Here is a 15471-nt window from a genome sequence, read left to right as displayed (position 1 = left end):
GCCTTCCTGCGTGCGCTCCTCACTCCTCCGGGAGGACGGGGTCGACGCAGGTGAGGGGGGCCAGGGGGGTGCCGCTCGTCGGGTCGACGGCCACGCCGGCGGTCTCGGTGATGACCGTGGACCGCCAGGCCGGCGGGGTGGTCCAGGTCGAGCCGTCCCAGGCCGCTGGTGCGCCGGTGGCGTAGACGACGGCCACCACCGGCTGGCCCCCGGCGTCGCAGGAGGCAAGCGCGTCGGCCGCCGCCGCCCCCAGGTCGGCCGGTTCGAGGAGCCCCTCGGGCACCGGCGGCAGCTCGGCCACCGCCGCGTCGGGCAGCTCCAGCAACCCCAGCCCCTCGAGCCTCGGCCGCTCCACGCGCAGCCGATCGGGGTCAGCGCGGACCGTCATCATGCGGTCGGCGTCAGCGGCCACGTAGGTCGCCCGCAACCGCTCCCACATGCCCGACGGGGTCAGCCACACCGTCATGTCGACCAGGACCGGTTCGTCCTGCCAGGTCAGCGCCTCGGGTCCGGCGAAGGCCCGCAGCCCCGCCAGCGTCGACGGGAAGTCCTCGTCGGGGTTGCCGAGCAGCTCCTCGGCCTCGGCGGCCGAGGGGTCGGTGTCGGTCGGCTGCAGGTTCTCCTGGCGGTCCACCAGCTGGCATCCGGCGAGGCCGGCCACGAGCCCGGCCACCAGCAGCGCCTTCGCCGCGGGGCCCCTCACCGCAGCTCCCCCTCGACGACGCTGGGCTGGATCAGACGGCCGGCCTCGACGCCCATGGCCGGCAGCAGCAGGCACACGGTGGAGGGGCGCTGGACCTTGATCCGTCCGCCCTCGGCCTGGACCAACGACTTGGCCAGCCGCAGGCCACGGCCCGGCACCGAGTCCTCGGCGAACCCCTCCCCTTCGTCGGTGACGCACAGGCGCACCCAGCCCCGCTCGGGGACCAGCGGCGACTCGACGCTCGTGACGGTGACGCTGATGGTGCCCTCGCCGTGCTCCAGCGCGTTGTCGAGCAGGACCTGCAGGCACTGGCCGATCGCGGCGGACCGCCCTCGGACCAGCGGCACGGGGTCGGCGGACACCTCGACGCGGCGGTCCTCGGCCAGGGCCAGCGCCCGCCACGACTCGACACGTTCCTCCACGAGGGTGGCCAGCTGGATGTGCTCGTCCCCCATCGGCACCTCCGCCAGGGCCAGCAGCTCCTCGATGGTGGCCTCCAGCCGATCGGCCTCGCTGAACGCCGCCCCCAGCAGGGCCTCGTCGGCACCCGCCAGCTGCAGCGCCTCCAGATCCAAGCGGAGGGCGGTCAGCGGGGTGCGCAGCTGATGGCTGGCGTCGGCGCCGAAGGACTTGCTCCGCTCGACGAGGATGCCCAGGCGTTCGGCGGTGATGTTGAGGGCAGCGGCGAGCTGATCGGACTCGGGGATGCCGCTGGCCTTCGCACGAGCGGAGAAGTCCCCCTCACCGAGCGCGGTGGCGGCCTCCGCCAGGTCCTCCAGCGGCATGGCGATGCGACGGGCCACCATCAGGCCGACGAACCCCGCGATGCCCAACGACGTGATCGCCAGGCCGCCGATGGACAGCCACGCAGCCGACAACGACGACCGGAGCTCGTCGTCGGGGGCGATGGCGCGCAGCACCTGCGGGACCCCGGCGATGCGCAGCGGCACCGACACGGCCAGGACCCCGTCACGGCCGGCCCGGCCGAGCTCGCCGTCGAAGGCGGCGTCGAGATCGTCGGTGAAGTCGACCTCCTCGTCGGCCATCTCCCCGGTGTCCTCGGTCAGCAGGAAGCCGACGCGGTTGCCGTCGCGGATCACCCGGTCGAAGACCTGGAAGCGCACGTCGAACTGACCGGCGAGGTCGTGCAGCAGGTTCCGGCGTTCGCTGCCCGACAGCTGCTGCTGGTTGAACAGGACCTGCACCTGCTCGGCCTGGCGCTGCAGCGTCTCGAACGCCTGGGTCGTCAGCACACCCCGCACGGCCACCGCGAGGGGCAGGCCGAGCAGCAGCACCCCGATGGCGACGGTGCCGACGGTGGCGACGAGCAGGCGGTTGCGCACGTGCCGGCCTGTCTAGGAGTCCGTCTCGAACCGAAGCCCGACACCACGGACCGTGGTGAGGTACTTGGGGGCCGACGCGTCGTCGCCGAGCTTGCGGCGCAGCCACGAGACGTGCATGTCCACGGTCTTGGTCGAGCCGAACCAGTTGGTCTCCCACACCTCGCGCATGATGTCCTCGCGGGTGACGACGGTGCCGGCCTGGCGGACGAGCATCGCCAGGAGGTCGAACTCCTTGGGCGTCAGGTCGAGCTCGTGGTCGCCCCGCCACGCCCGCCTGGCCGCCACGTCGACGCGAACGTCCATGGCGGTGTACTCCTCCTCGACCGGGGCCCCCTGGCTGGACTGGGCACGGCGGACGAGGGCACGCAGCCGGGCGAGCAGCTCGGCGAGGCGGAACGGCTTGGTGACGTAGTCGTCGGCGCCGGCGTCCAGGCCGACCACGACGTCGGCCTCGCTCGTCCGGGCCGTCAGCATCAGGACCGGGACACCGGGGTGGGCGTCGTGCAGGCGACGACAGACCTCCACGCCGTCGATGTCGGGCAGGCCGAGGTCCAGCACCACGGCTGCCAGCTCGTCATGGGCGAGCGCCAACGCCTCTCGGCCGGTGGCGACGCGGGTGACGGCGTAGCCGCCCCCGCCGAGCGCTGCGGACAGCGGGTTGGCGATGCCGTCGTCGTCCTCGACGAGCAGCACCTTCTGCAGATCGCTGTCGGGCTGGCCGCTCACGCGGACTCCTTGGTCGTCGCTTCCGGTCGGATGGTGCCGGGCCGTCCAAGGGTGCCGTTCGGTCACCGGGCGGACGGGCCCTTTACGGAATGTTTGCCGCTCGCCGGGCCCTGCAGGAGGAACCGACAACTACCGTCATCCTCGGCCGACACGGTGACGTCTCGGCCGATCCGGTTCGTGCAATGGACGACGAGTGTGGCAGAGCGCCCCCCCGAGCACACTGCACGATGGACCGCGTCGGCGGGGATGCACCCCGACCGACGAACCCGAGAGAGGACCGCGGCGTGAACTCCACATGGCTCGACGACGACGAGTGGACCGGCGGCGAACGGCGGCCGGCCGATCGCTCCGGTGCCGACGCCGGCGTGCCCGGAAACCCCGCGTCCCCCGACGGGGCGTCACGCACCGAGGGTGACGGGGACGGCGACGACCCCGCCGTGTCCCCGCCGGCCACCGACACGCCCGCCGGGGCGCCTGCCCCCGATCACGACGGCGGCGCATGGCCTGCCTCGGCATCGTCACAATGGGTGCAGTCTGGTTCGTGGCAGACGCCCGGGGGATCATCCTCGCCTCAGGCGGCGTGGGGCGCGCCCCCACCGGCGGCGCCCGTGTGGCAGCCCGCGCCACCCTCCCCGCAGGGGTACCGGCCCCCGCCCCCACAGCCGGGACAGCCCGCACAGATCACCCCGACGGCCACGCCGCCCACCGACCCCACCACCCCACCCCCGGTGGGCGGCGACTGGCCATCGACGACCTCCGACGACGCCGAGGGCCCTGCGCGGCACCCGGCCCCGCCCAGCGTCCCCGCCGAGGCCGACGACGCGCGGAGGGAAACCTCCGGCGGCGGCACCGGCCGTACCGCGTTCGTCGCCGCCCTGGTCGGTGCCCTCGTCGCGGTCGCGGTGGCCGTGCCGACGACCCTCGCCCTCGCCCCGGACGCGGCCGACCAGACCGCCGGCACCTCGGTCACCCCGGTCAACGCGCCACAGGACACCCCGGCCGACGAGACCCCGGTGGCACCCGCCGCGCCCCCGTCGAGCATGACCACCGACACCGTCGCCGACGTCGCCGAGGCGTTGCTGCCGTCGGTGGCGGTCGTGGAGACCAACACCGGATCCGGCTCGGCCGTGGTCTACCGGGCCGACGGCTACCTGATCACCAACAACCACGTGATCGCCGGCGCCCGTGACGTCCGCGTCCGCCTGACCGACGGCCGCACCCGTGACGCGACCGTGGTCGGCACCGCCGCGAGCTTCGACCTGGCGGTGCTGCAGATCGACGCCGACGACCTGATGGTCCCGGAGTACGCCGACGGCGACCCACGCGTCGGCGAGACCGCCATCGCGATCGGTGCACCGTTCGGCTTCGACTCCACCGTGACCTCCGGCATCGTCTCCGCGCTCGGTCGCACCCTGTCGGACCCCATCAGCAACGTCAGCCTCGTCGACCTGGTGCAGACCGACGCTGCGATCAACCCCGGCAACTCCGGTGGGGCCCTCGTGAACGCCGCCGGCCAGGTGATCGGCATCAACACCGCCATCGTCGGCGGGGGCACCAACGACGGCGTCGGCTTCGCGGTCCCCACCTCCACGGTCCTGCGCGTGGCCGATCAGCTGATCGAGCAGGGCTTCTTCGAGTACGCCCTCCTCGGCGTCACCGGTGGGGACCTGCAGCCGGCACAGGCCGAGGAGCTCGGCCTGGACACCACCAACGGTGCCTACATCGGTGAGGTCGTGCCCGACAGCGCCGCCGACGACGCCGGCATCGTGCCCGGAGACGTCGTGGTCGCCATCGACGGCGACGACGTCACCTCGATGTCGGACCTGTCAGCAGCGATTCGCGGATACGCCCCCGACGACGTCGTCACGGTCACGCTGTACGGCGTCGACGGCCAGACCCGAAGTGTCGAGGTCACCCTCGGCGGGGTCCGGACCAACGACTGACTCGTCCGGGCCCCACACCTCCAGCGCCTCCATGGTCGGTGGGATGCCGGCCCGGACCAGCGCGCCGCGCAGCAACCGGCGCAGGACCGGATCGGTGGCCCCACGACCCTCCTGCATGGCTGCTTCGTCCCACGCGACGATCAGGTTGTTGAGGTCCTGGCTGGACAGTTCCGGCAACAGGTCCAGCATCCGCAGGTCGACGGTCCTCATCCCCTGATCGGGGTCGACCGGTGTCCCCAGCGCGCGCACGACGTTGCTGACCAGGCAGCCGCCGACCCCGTCCTCCCACGACCCCGCGACCAGCGGCAGGTCCTCGCGGTCGGCGATGGTGACCAGCGCACGCTGCGCTCCGGGCGGCAGCGCCTGGATCGCGGCGGCGAGCCGGGCCTCCGGCCCGACCTCGGCATGGACCCTGACGCTGCGTCGCATCGCTGACCTCTCCGACGGGGAGGTCCACGCTACTCCTGTCGGGTACCGCGGCGCTCGGGCCGTCGGTACCGCACCCGGTACCCTCGACGGCTCGATGAGCACCCACGAACCCCCCACCACCGATGACCCGTCCGGCGAGGCCGCCGGCTTCGCGGTCCGCGTGACCGCCGACCGCATCCTGTGCAGCACCGACGACGGGGGCGAGAAGCGGTCCCGCGGCGGCATCCTCATCCCCGCCACGGCCCAGTCGAAGGACCGCCACGGCGTGTGGGCCGAGGTCATGGAGGTCGGACCCCTCGTGCGCTCGGCATCGGCCGGCGACAAGGTCCTGTTCCTGCCCGACGCCGCCATCGAGGTCGACATCCACGGCGAGGACTACATCATCATCCGCGAACGCGACGTGCACGCGATCGCCTCCGCCGAACGCGACGCGAGCGGCACCGGGCTGTACCTCTAGCCCTGCGGCCCCCTGGCCCGGACTGGCCGGTGAACGACACGAGGCCGCCCCGTTCGGGGCGGCCTCGTCCACGTCCGGGGGACGCTACTCCACGCAGTCGACCGGCTTGACGGCGCTGACTGCGGCGCAGACGAGGTCCTCGGCACAGCCGAACTCCGTCTGGGTGCAGCTTGCGCTGGCGGCGACGGGCAGGCCGAGGGTCATCAGGGACACGGCGGCGACGAGGGCCGCGAGACGAGCACGCATGGGAGGTTCTCCTTGGTTGGGGGGAGGGTGGATGACACAGCCCTGTTGCAGGTCCGCACCCGATCTCCTGCTCCGATCCTCGGAATTCCCGGTCCCGGGTGCGCCGACGACCCGTCGCCGAACGGGGCAGTCGGCCTAGGCTGCGGTGCCCCCGACCCCGTCGACACCGAAGGCATTCCCCATGGCGGCACCAAGCGCGTCCTACGCCATCATCCTCCGCGTCCGGATGGACCACGACACCACGGCCCTCGGGCGGGTGACGACCGCCGTCGGTGAAGCCGGTGGTGCCGTGACCGGCGTGGACATCGTGGAGTCCCATCCCGACGGCATGACGGCCGACATCACCGCCAACGCCGGCGACGTGGAGCACGCCAACACCATCCGGGACGCCGTCAACGCCGTCGACGGCGCGACGGTCCACAAGATCTCCGACCGGACCTTCCTCATCCACCTCGGCGGCAAGATGGAGATCCGGTCGAAGGTGGGGCTGCGCACCCGTGACGACCTCTCGCGGGCCTACACGCCGGGTGTCGCCCGGGTCTGCATGGCGATCCACGACAAGCCCGAGGACGCCTGGCGGCTGACGATCAAGCGCAACACCGTCGCCGTGGTCACCGACGGCTCGGCGGTCCTGGGGTTGGGCAACATCGGCCCCGAGGCCGCCATGCCGGTCATGGAGGGCAAGGCGGTCCTGTTCAAGGAGTTCGGTGGCGTCGATGCGTGGCCGGTGTGCCTTGCGACCCAGGACCCCGACGAGATCGTGAAGGTCGTGCAGGCGCTGGCGCCCACCTACGGCGGGATCAACCTGGAGGACATCGCCGCCCCCGGCTGCTTCGAGATCGAACGCCGCCTGCGGGAAACGCTGGACATCCCCGTCTTCCACGACGACCAGCACGGCACCGCCATCGTGACCCTTGCCGCCCTGACCAACGCCCTGCGGGTGGTCGGCAAGCGCCTGGAGGACGTGCGCATCACCATGACCGGAGCGGGTGCGGCCGGCGTGGCGATCCTGAAGATCCTCCAGGACGCCGGCGCGACCAACATCGTCATCTGCGACCGCGACGGCGCCATCCACCGCGGTGTCCCCGAGGTCGACGACTCCAAGAAGTGGCTGCAGTCCAACACCAACCCCGACCAGCGCACCGGCTCGGTCAGCGACGTCATCGCCGGCAGCGACGTGTTCATCGGGGTCAGCGGCCCGGGTGTGCTGACCGAGGACGACGTCGCCTCGATGGCCGACGACGCGATCGTGTTCGCCATGGCCAACCCCGAGCCGGAGATCGACCCGGCGATCGCCAGCCGGCACGCCCGGGTGGTGGCGACCGGCCGCAGCGACTACCCCAACCAGATCAACAACGTGCTGGCCTTCCCGGGGGTGTTCCGCGGCGCCCTGAACGCCAAGGCCCGTGACATCACCGAGGAGATGAAGGTGGCTGCCGCACACGCCATCGCCAGCGTCGTGTCGGCCGACGAGCTGCACGCCAACTACATCATCCCGAGCGTCTTCAACGCCGAGGTCGCCCCGGCTGTCGCCGCGGCGGTCGAGCGGGTCGCGGCAGGCGGCGACAGCTGAGCCGGCCCGCGTCGAGCGCCGATCGGGCTCAGGCGGCGGCGGTTGCCGCCGGCTCCTCCACGGTCTCGACCCGGAGGTCCTCCGCACCGGTCAACCGGCCGCTCTCGTAGCCCATGGCCATCGCGGTGCGGCCTCCGAGGCCGGCGACCCGCTCGATCTCCGACCAGGCCGCGACGGCCTCGGTCGGGATGGTCGTGGCGATCCGGCCCTCGGCGCGCAGCTCGTGGGCCCACACGAGGACCGCGGACATGCCGTAGACGATGTGCTGGAGCATGCTGGGGTCACGGACGGGCAGCAGCACGGTCGCACCGGAGCCCTCCTCGACCGCGACCGCGAGGTCACCCATCCAGTCGCCGAGTCCGGTACCGCCGCCATCGAGCAGGTCGTCGGCGCTCACGGAGAGCAGGCCGGCCATCTTCAGGACCTGCGTCTCGCCACGCACCGCGTCCAGGGTCTCGTGGAGACACGTCGCGTGGGCGGTGGGGACTGGGATCGTGGTGGGCATCGCTGGACGACCTTCCGACCCGCTGTCGCGGGTCACTGATGGGGCGTCCATTGCCCGTCTCTCGTCGACCACCGGTCCATGGTGATCCTCTTGTCCTCCCCATCGGCACGAGGGGGTCATTACCTTAGGCTTTTGCCTGCAACGCTCTGCAAGGTCGAGCGGGGGTGGCACTCGGGGGCGTCGGTGGGTGCCGCGGCGGGCGCTACCCTGCCCTCACGACCCGTCCTCGACTCGACCGAAGGCCCATGGGACTGCCCGTTTCCCGCCGCAAGAACGTGACCTACGTCAACGGCCGACGCATCCGCCTGCCCGACGTCCCCGGGCTGCGGCACGAACGCCGGCACTGGGACGACGGCCACGTCGTCGCCGGGGTCGACGAGGTGGGTCGTGGTGCGTGGGCCGGGCCGGTCACCTACGCCGCCGTGGTCCTGCCGACCGACCGGCGCATGTACAAGCTGCGTGACTCCAAGCAGCTGGACCACACGCGGCGTGAGGAGCTGCACGACCGCATCCTGGACTTCGCCCTCGCGGTGTCGGTCGCCTCGGCGAGCAACGAGGAGATCGACCGGCTCGGGATGAGCGCCGCGATGCAGCTGGCCGCCCACCGGGCCGTCGACGGGCTGGCCCTCACCCCCGACGTGCTGCTGCTCGACGGCAACTGGGACTTCCTCGCCGGGCAGGACACGCACAACGAGCTGATCGTCCACGGCGACGCCCACTCCGCGTCGATCGCTGCGGCCTCGATCGTGGCCAAGGTCACCCGCGACCGGCAGATGGTCGACCACTCCCCGAGCCACCCGCCCTACGCCTTCCACTCCAACAAGGGGTACCCCTCCCCTGTCCACCGCCGGGCACTTCGGGAGCAGGGTCCCTGCGTCCTGCATCGCACGTCCTGGACCCCGATCGCGGAGCTCCTCGACGGTGACCCTCGTTCACCCAGCGTGAGAACGGACTAGTCAATTCGGGTGTGGACAACCATCCCCAATAACCATGGCGAGGTCGGGACCGGCCGGCCATGATGAAGTCTCCGGGGCCCCAGGGCGCCCCGACGGCCCGGCGGAGAGTTGACTGCGCTCTTCGCCGGGCTTCTCCCTTTTTCGGCGTGTCCACATCGGGAGTCCCGCCGTGCACGGGAATGTGCGGTCGCGCCGCTACGTTGGGGCCGGCCAACGTCGCGTTCGCCAGACAGGATCACGCACCCATGCAGCTGTTCGACACGCGCACGTCCACCACCGCTCCCTTCGTGGCCGGCGCCACCGTGCGGTTGTACGTGTGCGGCATCACCCCCTACGACTCCGCCCACCTCGGGCACGCCTTCGTCTACACGATCTTCGACGTGCTCATCAGGCGCCTGGAGGCCGAGGGGCACGAGGTCGTGTACGTGCGCAACGTCACCGACGTCGACGACGACATCCTGCGGACGGCCCGTGAGCGAGGCATCCACTACCAGGTCCTCTCCCGCAGCGAAGCGGCGGCCTTCCACGCCAACCTGACCCGCCTGGGTCTGCGCCCGCCGGACGTCATCCCCTTCGCCACCGAGACCGTCCCGGCGATGATCCCGATGGTGTCGGGGCTGCTCCAGCGCGGCGTGGCCTACGCCCTTCCCGACGGACGGGTCTACGCCGACGTCGACTCGATGGAGGACTACCTGGCGTTCTCGCGGCTCGACCGGGACGAGGCGCTGCGCCAGTTCGCCGAGAAGGGCGGGGATCCCGACGCCGAGGGCAAGCGCAACCCGCTGGACTTCCTGCTGTGGCAGCCGAGCCTGCCCGACGAGCCGTCGTGGGCGACCCCGTGGGGTGCCGGGCGACCCGGCTGGCACCTGGAGTGCTCGGCGATGGCCATGGAGCACCTCGGCTCGACGATCGACATCCACGGCGGCGGCAACGACCTCGTCTTCCCCCACCACGAAGCCGAGATCCTGCAGTCCGAGGCGTTGACCGGACAGGGCCCCTTCGCCCGGGTCTGGATGCACGTCGGCATGGTTGCCCTGGAGGACGTCAAGATGTCCAAGAGCCTGGGCAACCTCGTGTTCCTCGGCGACCTGCTGGACCGCTACGACGCCGACGCGGTGCGCCGCCTGCTGCTGTCCAACCACTACCGGTCGGGATGGACCTACACCGAGGCCGACATGGAGTCGGCGGCCACCGCGGTCAAGGGCTGGCACGGCGCAGCCGACGGGGACCCGCTCGCGGTCGACGGCGTGGTCGCGGCGGTGGCGGCGGCGGTCGACGACGACCTCGACACCCCTCGCGCCATCCGTCTGATCGACGACGCGGTGGCAGCCGGCAACGGCATGGCCGCACGGGCCGCGGCGACCCAGCTGGGGTTCTCCCTCGGGGCCTGATCGACCCACACCGGGGCGACCTCACCGATGAACGACGCTCAGGGTCTCGTCCGGATCGCCGATACGAGGGCATGAGCCCAACGACACTCACCCCGCCCACCGCCCGCCAGCGCCTCGACGCCACGCTCGCCAACCTCCACGTCATGGAGCCGCAGGATGCCGGTCTGGTCGTCGAACGACTGCTGGCCCAGATCGCGGTCGAGGGACGCACCGCGACGCGTCGCTTCGCCGTGCACGCCCCGCGCACTAGCTGACCCAGCCCACGGGCGTCAGGATGCCCGGAGCCCGTCCAGCAACAAATCGGTGACCGTGTCGGTGGCGACCGAGACGTCGACCTCGCCGATCATGCCGAAGCCGTGGGCGAGCACCCCCACGAGGCCGTGCACCGTCGACCACAGCGTCAGCGTCGCCATGAACGGGTCGACCTGGCGGAACTCGCCCGACTCGATCCCCTGCTGCACGATCGCGGCGAGCTCGAGGAGCGCCTGGTAGCCCGCCAGCTCCTCCTCCGGGATGCGCGCCTTCACCGTGTCGACCGGGACCACGCCTCCGAAGAGGATCGCGTACTGTTCCGGATGCTCCATGCCGAAACGCACATAGGCCTTCCCCGTCGCCTTGACCTGCTCGGCGGCGCTGTGCAGCCCCTCCCGTGCCTCACGGAGCAGCTGGGCGAACGCCTCGAACCGTCGCTGGCACACCCCGATGAACAGGTCGTCCTTGTCGGTGAAGTGCAGGTACACCGACGTGGCGCTGACCCCCACGTCGCGCGCCACCTGCCGCAACGACACGGCCTGGATGGACCCGCGTGCGGTCAGCTGGGCCTCGGCGGCGTCGAGGAGCTGGGCCCGAAGCAGCTCGCCCTGGCCGGCGTCGGCACGATGGCCCACCGCTCGTTTGGGCTGGGTGTCCCGTGGTGCGGCTGCGGAGTCGGTCACGGGGTGGCGTCCACCGGGGTGCGAAGGGGATCGAGGACGATCTCGTCGTCGAGGTCGGCGTGTTCGCTGAACCCGAAGCGGTCGTGGAAGGCGCGCAGCGGCGCGGGGGCCCACCAGTTCGCCCCGCCGGCCAGGCGCATGAACGCCGGGACCAGCGTGGTGCGGACGACGAAGGCGTCGACCAGCACGGCGAGGGTCATGCCGAAGCCGAACAGCTTCATGAAGCTGACCGACCCGGTGATGCCGAAGGACACGAACACCACGGCGATCAGCACCGCGGCGGCGGTGACGATGCGACCGGTCCGCTCCAGGCCCTGGGCGACCGAACCGATCGGGTCGCCGGTGCGGTCCCACTCCTCCTTGATGCGTGACAGCAGGAACACCTCGTAGTCCATCGACAGCCCGAACGCGAGCACGAACAGCAGGATAGGCATCGTGACGGTCAACGACCCGGTGGCGGTGAAGCCGAGCGCGTCCTGGAAGCGGCCGTCCTGGAAGACCCACACCATCGCGCCGAGCGTGGCGGTCAGGCTGAGCAGGTTGAGCACGATCGCCTTGACGGGCATCAGCACCGACCCGAACGACAGGAACAGCACCACGAAGGTGATGACGGCGATGAGGGCGAGGGCCACGGGCAGCCGGTCGATCAGCCCGCGCTTGGAGTCCGCCAGCTCCGCTGAGGGGCCACCGACCAGCACGCCGTCGGCGGGTGCCTGGACCGCGCGGACGTCGGCGACCAGCTGCTCGCCCTCCGCCGAGATGGGTTCGACGTCGGGGACGACCTGCAGGTAGGTGGTGTCACCGGTGGCGAGCGCGGCTGCGAAGGGCAGCTCGACCGGAAGCCGGGACCCGCCGATGAACGACCCGACGGCTGCGTCGACGCGGGCCACCCCGTCGAGGGTGCTGAGCTGCTGGGCGTAGCTGCTGATGTCGTCGGCGTCGACGCCGCGGGCATCGACATCGGGCACGACGACGGACAGGGCCGACTGCTCGCGGCTGTCGAACTCGGTCCGCAGGATCTCGCTGACCTCGCGGGTCTCCGCGCCGGGCGGCAGCACCCGGTCGTCGGGGAAGCCGAGCTCGACCCCGAGGAACGGCACGCCGAGGAGCAGCAGGACCAGCGTGGACACCGTCGCGATGGGGACGGGTCGACGCATCACGGTCATGGCGATGCGGTGCCAGGCGCCGTCGGCCTCTTCCCCCGGGGCGGTGACCTTCGGCCGGCGGACGGTGAGGGCGTTCACGCGGTGGCCGAGGAGGACCAGGACGGCCGGGAGCACGACGACCGCGCCGACGACCGCCAGGCCGACGACGGCGATCCCGGCGTAGGCGAAGGACTTGAGGAAGGCGAACTGGAACACGAGCAGGGCCACGAGGCTCGAGGCGACCGTCAGCCCGGAGAACACCACGGTGCGCCCGGCGGTGCGCACGGTGCGGGTGACGGCCGCGGCCGGGTCGTGGCCGGCGGCGAGCTCCTCCCGGTATCGGTTGACCACCAGCAGGGCGTAGTCGATGGCCAGGCCCAGCCCGAGGGCGGTGGTGAAGTTGAGGGCGAAGATCGAGACGTCGGTCAGCCCGGCGATCAGCTCCAGGGCCAGGAACGTCCCGACGATGGAGAGGCCGCCGATCGCCAGCGGCAGCATGGCGGAGACGACCGACCCGAAGATGACGATCAGCAGGATCAACGTCAGCGGGAGGGCGACGACCTCGGCCAGGACCAGGTCGGACTCGACGGTCTCGTTGACCTCGCTGAAGACCGCGGACATGCCACCGACGGCGACCTCGGCCACGCCGTCGAGGTCGGTGCCGTGGAGCTCCTCCCGCAGCTCGCCGGCCAGGTCCAGCCGCTGGCTCTCGTCACCGGCGAAGCGGAGGAGGACCAGCGCCCGGTCACCGTCGACGGACCGCAGCGGCGGGGCGGCGCCGAGGGTCCAGTAGCTGGTGGCCTGCACGACCTCGTCGCGACCGGCCAGGTCCTGGGTCAGCGCAGCGCCCGCGGCGGCCACCTCGGGGGCGTCGACGGATCCGTCGGCGGCGGTGACCAGCAGCACCACGTCGGGAGCACCCCCGTCGAAGGTGTCGGCGACGATCGCCGCCGCCGCCGAGGACTCCGACCCGGGGTCGTCGAACCCGCCGGAGACCAGCGAGTCCTGCACGTCACCGCCGAAGGCGCCGGCGACGACGAATCCGACGAGGGCGAGCAGGGCGATCACCCATGGACGGCGGACTGACAGCGGGGTTCGTGTGGTGGTGGTCGACACGGGTGGTCGCTTTCGATGCGGAGTAACGGGTTCCACGCGAAGATAACGACGTCAAGTTGACGGTGTCAACATCGCTGCTGACAGGCTCCTGCCACCGGATTCCCGCTCGGCCAGCGCGGCGCCGTGGCGGAACGACAACGCCCGGCCGCAGGGGCCGGGCGTCGTGGGGTCCGTCGCGGGGACGGTCAGGGCTGTGGGGTCAGCGGCTGATCGGCTTGTACTTGATGCGGTGGGGCTGGTCGTCGCCACCGTGCCGCTGCTTGAAGTCCTCGGCGTACTCCGAGTACGTCCCGGGGTACCAGACGACCTGGCTGTCGCCCTCGAAGGCCAGCATGTGGGTGGTGACACGGTCGAGGAACCAGCGATCGTGGCTGATGACCACCGCACAGCCGGCGAAGGACAGCAGCCCCTCCTCCAGCGCCCGGAGGGTGTCGACGTCGAGGTCGTTGGTCGGCTCGTCCAGCAGCAGCAGGTTGCAGCCCTTGCGCAGCAGCTTGGCCAGGTGGATGCGGTTGCGCTCACCACCCGAGCACTGCCCGACCTTCTTCTGCTGGTCGGCGCCCTTGAAGTTGAACTGGCCGCAGTAGGCCCGTCCGTTGACCTCGCGACCGCCGATCTCCAGCAGGTCGTTGTCGTCGGTGATCTCCTGGAAGACGGTCTTGTTGGGGTCCAGCGCGTCGCGGTTCTGGTCGACATAGCCGAGGTCGACGGTCTCGCCGACGCGCAGGCTGCCCTCGTCGGGCTTCTCCTCTCCCATGATCATGCGGAAGAGGGTCGACTTGCCGGCACCGTTGGCGCCCACGATCCCTACGATGCCGCCCGGCGGGAGGCTGAACGTCAGGTCCTCGATGAGCAGCCGGTCCTCGAACCCCTTGTAGAGGTGGTCGGCCTCGACGACGACGCCACCGAGGCGACCCGTGTGGGGGATCGTCAGCTCGATGTTGCTGTCGCGGGACTGGCCGGCCTTGGCCACCAGGTCCTCGTAAGCGGAGATACGGGCCTTGGACTTGGCCTGGCGGGCGCGGGGGCTGGCGTTGACCCACTCCAGCTCCTGGGCCAGGGTCTTCTGCCGCTTGGACTCCGTCTTCTCCTCCTGGCGCAGGCGTTCCTGCTTCTGCTGCAGCCAGCCGGAGTAGTTGCCCTCGAAGGGCATGCCCTTGCCGCGCTCGAGCTCGAGGATCCAGCCGGCGACGTTGTCGAGGAAGTACCGGTCGTGGGTGATGGAGACGACGGTGCCGTTGTAGTCCTGCAGGAAGCGCTCCAGCCACGCGACGGACTCGGCGTCGAGGTGGTTGGTGGGCTCGTCGAGCAGCAGCATGTCGGGCTTGGACAGCAGCAGGCGGCACAGGGCCACGCGGCGGCGTTCACCACCGGAGAGGCTGGTGACGTCGGCGTTGGCCGGCGGCACGCGCAGGGCGTCCATCGCGATCTCGAGCTGGCGGTCGAGGTCCCAGCCGTCGACCGCCTCGATCTTGTCCTGGACGGCGGCGAACCGGTCGTAGACCTTCTGCATCTCCTCGTCCGGCAGCTCCTCGGCCATCTTCATGGAGAGGTCGTTGAACTCCTCGAGGAGTCGCACGGTCTCGCCGACGCCCTCGCGGATGTTCTCCTCCACGGTCTTGTCCGGGTCGAGCTGCGGCTCCTGCGGCAGGTAGCCGACGTTGACCCCGTCGGCGGCCCACGCCTCGCCCTCGAACTCGGTGTCGACCCCGGCCATGATGCGCAGCAGGGTGGACTTGCCGGCGCCGTTGGGCCCGATGACGCCGATCTTGGCGCCCGGCAGGAACGACAGCCAGATGTTGGACAGGATTTCCTTGGAGGGCGGCACCAGCTTGGTGAGGCCCTTCATCACGTACACGTACTCAGCCATGGCCGCACAGGCTATCGGTCGTCAGCTGGCGCGAACCCGTCCGTCGGAGACCGTCGGCGAACGGAGCCATCCCCGCCCGGCGAAACTGGCCGTTCGCCACAATTGTCGGATCCGGTGCACGGGTGCTCCCCTC

Annotated in this window: 15 protein-coding genes; 6 read left to right on the top strand and 9 right to left on the bottom strand. The window is 71.2% G+C overall.

Features of this window, described 5'->3' with window-relative positions; all coding sequences use genetic code 11:
* Positions 1-19: 19 nt before the first annotated feature.
* Genes CUC05_RS01590 through CUC05_RS01580 form a run of 3 tightly spaced genes read right to left on the bottom strand, consistent with a single transcriptional unit; the run spans position 20 to position 2748 of the window.
* The gene (locus tag CUC05_RS01590) at positions 20-703 is read right to left on the bottom strand and encodes a hypothetical protein (RefSeq protein ID WP_108664311.1); all 684 of its coding nucleotides are present in this window, start codon (positions 701-703) and stop codon (positions 20-22) included.
* A complete protein-coding gene (locus CUC05_RS01585) occupies positions 700-2046 on the bottom strand; it encodes a sensor histidine kinase (protein WP_108664310.1) in 1347 nt (448 codons plus the stop codon). Before CUC05_RS01585 ends, CUC05_RS01590 begins: the two co-directional genes overlap by 4 nt.
* A 12-nt stretch (positions 2047-2058) precedes the next feature.
* Complete coding sequence (locus CUC05_RS01580; RefSeq protein ID WP_108664353.1) at positions 2059-2748, bottom strand: response regulator transcription factor; 690 nt, start codon at positions 2746-2748, stop codon at positions 2059-2061.
* Between the two features lie 308 nt (positions 2749-3056).
* Here CUC05_RS01580 and CUC05_RS01575 point away from each other — a divergent pair, with 308 nt between their 5' ends.
* The gene (locus CUC05_RS01575) at positions 3057-4715 is read left to right on the top strand and encodes a S1C family serine protease (protein WP_157965088.1); all 1659 of its coding nucleotides are present in this window, start codon (positions 3057-3059) and stop codon (positions 4713-4715) included.
* Here CUC05_RS01575 and CUC05_RS24385 read toward each other — a convergent pair.
* Positions 4599-5144 (bottom strand): hypothetical protein, encoded by a 546-nt coding sequence (locus CUC05_RS24385; RefSeq protein WP_157965087.1) that lies wholly within the window; start codon positions 5142-5144, stop codon positions 4599-4601. The genes CUC05_RS01575 and CUC05_RS24385 overlap by 117 nt on opposite strands.
* 94 nt (positions 5145-5238) lie before the next feature.
* On the opposite strand from CUC05_RS24385, the gene CUC05_RS01570 reads away from it, so the two are divergent.
* Positions 5239-5601: a GroES family chaperonin gene (locus CUC05_RS01570; protein WP_108664308.1), complete on the top strand. Its 363-nt coding sequence runs from the start codon at positions 5239-5241 to the stop codon at positions 5599-5601.
* Between the two features lie 84 nt (positions 5602-5685).
* Here the strand turns inward: CUC05_RS01570 and CUC05_RS24380 are convergent, their stop codons facing one another.
* Positions 5686-5847 carry a hypothetical protein gene (locus tag CUC05_RS24380; protein WP_157965086.1) on the bottom strand — a complete coding sequence of 54 codons (162 nt, stop codon included), beginning with the start codon at positions 5845-5847 and terminating at the stop codon, positions 5686-5688.
* A gap of 181 nt (positions 5848-6028) precedes the next feature.
* Here CUC05_RS24380 and CUC05_RS01565 point away from each other — a divergent pair, with 181 nt between their 5' ends.
* Positions 6029-7420 carry an NAD-dependent malic enzyme gene (locus CUC05_RS01565; RefSeq protein WP_108664307.1) on the top strand — a complete coding sequence of 464 codons (1392 nt, stop codon included), beginning with the start codon at positions 6029-6031 and terminating at the stop codon, positions 7418-7420.
* 28 nt (positions 7421-7448) lie between these two features.
* Here CUC05_RS01565 and CUC05_RS01560 read toward each other — a convergent pair whose 3' ends face one another.
* Positions 7449-7925 carry a hypothetical protein gene (locus CUC05_RS01560; RefSeq protein WP_108664306.1) on the bottom strand — a complete coding sequence of 159 codons (477 nt, stop codon included), beginning with the start codon at positions 7923-7925 and terminating at the stop codon, positions 7449-7451.
* A 245-nt stretch (positions 7926-8170) separates the two neighbouring features.
* On the opposite strand from CUC05_RS01560, the gene CUC05_RS01555 reads away from it, so the two are divergent.
* The 3 genes from CUC05_RS01555 to CUC05_RS01545 all read left to right on the top strand — a co-directional run bounded on the left by CUC05_RS01555 (position 8171) and on the right by CUC05_RS01545 (position 10526).
* Positions 8171-8881: a ribonuclease HII gene (locus CUC05_RS01555; protein WP_108664305.1), complete on the top strand. Its 711-nt coding sequence runs from the start codon at positions 8171-8173 to the stop codon at positions 8879-8881.
* Between the two features lie 245 nt (positions 8882-9126).
* Positions 9127-10272, top strand: a complete 1146-nt coding sequence (gene cysS, locus CUC05_RS01550) for a cysteine--tRNA ligase (protein ID WP_108664304.1) — start codon at positions 9127-9129, stop codon at positions 10270-10272.
* Positions 10273-10343: 71 nt separating this feature from the next.
* Positions 10344-10526, top strand: a complete 183-nt coding sequence (locus tag CUC05_RS01545; RefSeq protein ID WP_108664303.1) for a hypothetical protein — start codon at positions 10344-10346, stop codon at positions 10524-10526.
* A 15-nt stretch (positions 10527-10541) separates the two neighbouring features.
* Here the strand turns inward: CUC05_RS01545 and CUC05_RS01540 are convergent, their stop codons facing one another.
* From CUC05_RS01540 to ettA, 3 genes are all read right to left on the bottom strand, one after another.
* The gene (locus CUC05_RS01540; RefSeq protein WP_170127890.1) at positions 10542-11207 is read right to left on the bottom strand and encodes a TetR/AcrR family transcriptional regulator; all 666 of its coding nucleotides are present in this window, start codon (positions 11205-11207) and stop codon (positions 10542-10544) included.
* Entirely contained in the window at positions 11204-13468 is a 2265-nt protein-coding gene (locus CUC05_RS01535) for an MMPL family transporter (protein ID WP_170127889.1), read from the bottom strand. The genes CUC05_RS01540 and CUC05_RS01535 overlap by 4 nt, the downstream gene beginning before the upstream one ends.
* 199 nt (positions 13469-13667) lie before the next feature.
* Positions 13668-15338 carry an energy-dependent translational throttle protein EttA gene (gene ettA / locus CUC05_RS01530; protein WP_108664300.1) on the bottom strand — a complete coding sequence of 557 codons (1671 nt, stop codon included), beginning with the start codon at positions 15336-15338 and terminating at the stop codon, positions 13668-13670.
* Between the last annotated feature and the right edge of the window lie 133 nt (positions 15339-15471).

Origin of the sequence: Euzebya rosea (genome assembly GCF_003073135.1) — a bacterium.
In the GTDB taxonomy this organism is placed as follows: Bacteria; Actinomycetota; Nitriliruptoria; order Euzebyales; family Euzebyaceae; genus Euzebya; species Euzebya rosea.
The sequence above is the reverse complement of the archived record's forward strand: the minus strand, read 5'-3'. Positions and strand labels throughout refer to the sequence as shown.